This is a genomic window from Streptomyces sp. URMC 126 (assembly GCF_051386555.1).
In the GTDB taxonomy this organism is placed as follows: Bacteria; Actinomycetota; Actinomycetes; order Streptomycetales; family Streptomycetaceae; genus Streptomyces.
In genome coordinates, this window is record NZ_JBPQTX010001102.1 from 1 (window position 1) to 253 (window position 253).

Annotated in this window: 1 pseudogene; it reads left to right on the plus strand. The window is 77.1% G+C overall.

The window, feature by feature from the left end:
- Positions 1 to 253 (plus strand): annotated as a pseudogene (locus ACSNOK_RS35255) (MFS transporter); the annotation flags it as partial.

The window sequence follows — 253 nt, forward strand, 5'->3', positions numbered from 1 at the left end:
GTCTGGGGCTGTCCGGCTGTGTGCCCCAGCTCTTCAGCGCCGCGGGCCACGCCGACCCGGAGGCCGCCGGGGCGAACGTCTCACGGGTGGCCGGGCTCGGTTACCTCGGCATGCTCGCCGGACCCGCCGTCATCGGGCCGCTCACCCATCTCGTGCCGCTGAACGTCGCCTTCCTGCTGCCCGTGGCCCTGTGCGCCGTGGCGGCCGGTGTCGCCGGGATCCTGCGGCCCGAACCCCGGGCGGCCGCCGGGGG